This is a genomic window from Pseudovibrio sp. POLY-S9 (assembly GCF_001431305.1).
GTDB lineage: Bacteria > Pseudomonadota > Alphaproteobacteria > Rhizobiales > Stappiaceae > Pseudovibrio.
In genome coordinates, this window is sequence record NZ_LCWX01000131.1 from 39539 (window position 1) to 42096 (window position 2558).

General features: G+C 54.8%; 3 protein-coding genes. All 3 read right to left on the reverse strand.

What is annotated here, in order from left to right; genetic code table 11:
• Window positions 1-538, reverse strand: a 538-nt coding sequence (locus PPL9_RS11335; protein ID WP_152986671.1) for a trypsin-like serine protease, incomplete at its 3' end; no start/stop codon positions are given.
• 93 nt (window positions 539-631) lie between these two features.
• Window positions 632-1093 carry a nuclear transport factor 2 family protein gene (locus tag PPL9_RS11340; RefSeq protein ID WP_082596758.1) on the reverse strand — a complete coding sequence of 154 codons (462 nt, stop codon included), beginning with the start codon at window positions 1091-1093 and terminating at the stop codon, window positions 632-634.
• A gap of 269 nt (window positions 1094-1362) precedes the next feature.
• Window positions 1363-2358, reverse strand: coding sequence for a LacI family DNA-binding transcriptional regulator (locus PPL9_RS11345; RefSeq protein ID WP_057462801.1), 996 nt, complete (start codon window positions 2356-2358; stop codon window positions 1363-1365).
• Window positions 2359-2558: the final 200 nt, after the last annotated feature.

A 2558-nucleotide genomic window follows, 5' to 3' on the forward strand; every position in this document is an offset into this window, starting at 1 on the left:
CATATCCGGCGCTGGTGAGGTCGAGGTTTTGGGCGACTTCCGGCGATTTGCTGATCACCAGCATCGGCGGCACATCCAACGGTTTTGAGAGTATGATTACGCCAACATCGGTTGCGGCATGCTTCAAGGTCGGGCGGGTGGTGAAGGTGTAGCCATCCAGCAAGTAGGTGCAGGCGGCTGTGGTGTGGGCGATGAATTTGTCCCGGCGCACCCCGGCCACAAAGTTGATTTTGGAGGGAACGTGCGCTTTGCCGGTACGGGCGTTGTACAGGCAATGAGCTGCTGTGATGACCATGCGATCTGAGATCAATGTACCAGAGCACATGGAGCGGGAGCGGAACCCGGCGACGTTGACGCGGCCAATGGCGTTCCAAGGTTTATCCCAGCTGTCGATGATTTCGCGATTGTCCTCTCCAATGATACCAGGAAAGAACTTTTCCGATTTACTGGATTTGTCCTGAGCCTGTGCTGTGGCTGCGCCCAGCGCGATGAGGAGAGCAGCCCCTAAGGTGCATTTGGAAAGCAAGTTCAGCAGCATAAGCAGGTCCTATCACGCCAGTTACGGCAGTATCGCACCTGCTGTTATATGCGGCCTGCGGGCATTCGCCCAGACTAAAAATGCTATTGCTGGTTACTCGGCTTTTTCATCCGCAAGGGCCTGCGCGATCACCGGCAGATCCATATTGCCATCCTGGAACTTGAAGTTGAACTGGATGCTGCTGATTTTCCAAGCCCCGCCCTCATGCACCAGCGCGATGTGGTAGGTGCCATAGACCACCCATATGTCGCCGCCTTCTGCTCCATCAATAAAGTGGGTGGCAGTGGCATGGACTTTGACTGTGGCTTTTTGCTCTTTGGATTCAACAAGTGCATTGCCGATCTGATGATGGGTCTGATCAAAACCGGGCAGCAGCTCTTTCCATGCGGTTGTGATCGCTTCCGGCGTCAGGTCAACGGGTTCCCCTGCCCCGAAGGAGGAATAGTCCAGATGAACAAGGCCAGTCATCGCAGCTTCGACAGACGCCCAATTTCGGTCATCGACATCAATAAAGAAACGACTTATGCGATTTTGGATTGGCCCAATAGTATCCATCTACATGCTCCCAGCTGGTCAGGGCATCCGGCAATGCTCTAACTATTTGTTTTCGCGCGTATCCATCTGTCGAAATCCGGTGTGCATTTCAGGGATAAGCCCGAGTTCGTCTCCAAAGAGTACCATAGCCGCAGACAGACTAGCGCATTTGCCTGCACTACATACCTAAGGAATATAACGGTTACGCAGCGGAATGAGCACCTTCTTCCGGTTCTATGGTTTTCAGAGGTATAATTCTCTGCCGTATTTCCGCCACAAATAGTGACGGATTACTGATCTTTGGGCCGGTGGATCAGGCGGGTCGCAATGGTTTTGCTGTGTGGCTGCTCGCTGCTCATGGTCTGGGTCATGGCCTGCAATGCGGCTTCTGCCCATTCAGGTTCCTGCTGCTTGATTGACCAGATCTCATTAGGCAGGAAGGACAGCATCTTATCGTCATCAAAGGTCGCAAGGCGTAGCTGGGCCGGGATGTGCCCGAGCCTCTCGCGCAGGACTGCCAGAGCTCCCTCCAAAACCGGCAAAGAGGAGGCCATCAGGTTTTGTGGGGCAGAGCCGAGCTTGTCCCAAAGGGTCTGCATCATCTGCTCGCCATCCTGTGTGCGGTTGCGGGCCGACCGGAGTGTCCAGTCTTCGCCTGCGTTTTCCGGCATAACATCCAGATATCCGCGTGCACGCTCGATGATGGTGGGTTGATTGCTGCCGCCGATCAGGAAGTAGACCGGTTCATTCCCCGCAGCCGTTGCAATGGCTGCAGTCAGATCTTTTGCACCCTCGAAGTTGCTTGAGGTGATGACGGGGGCATCGGTGTTGCCGTAATCACGATCCAGAAACACCATTGGTTTGGTGATGGTGTTGCCCAGATGTTGCTGGCTGCCGGAGGTGGACGAGACCACAAACAGGCCGTCTACATTGCGCTGAACAAGACCGTTTGCCAGCTCCTTCTCCGTCTCCTCATCTGAGTTGGAGCAACTGATGATAAGCTGATAGCCGGTTTCGCGGCACCGGTGTTCCAGCTCTTCAGAGAGTTTGGCGAAGAATGGATTGGCTAGGCGCGGGATGATCAGACCAAAGGTGTTGGTGCGTTTGAGCTTGAGGCTTCGGGCGGTCAGGTCGAACTTAACGCCATGCTCTTCCACATATTCACGAATGCGGGCCTGGGTGGCTTTGCTGATGCGGTACTTTTCTGCCTTGCCGCCCAGCACCAGTCGCACTGTGGTGATGGAGACGCCGAGCGCCTTTGCAATTTCATCCGGCTTTTTGGCCATTGCGTCGTTTCTCGCCCTGATTTCTTCAGAGCCCCTCCTCGCTTGCTTGCGGTCGCAGAGTACGCTCTAACCCATTGCTCCGGCGTATATCCTTTTGCGAAGTGCATTCAGCATGCCTCACAAATACGCTTGAATGTCGAGTGGTAGTCAGCCTTCCTCAAATTGCCAAGTAGAATATGGCAGGGGCGGGCTGGGGTCCG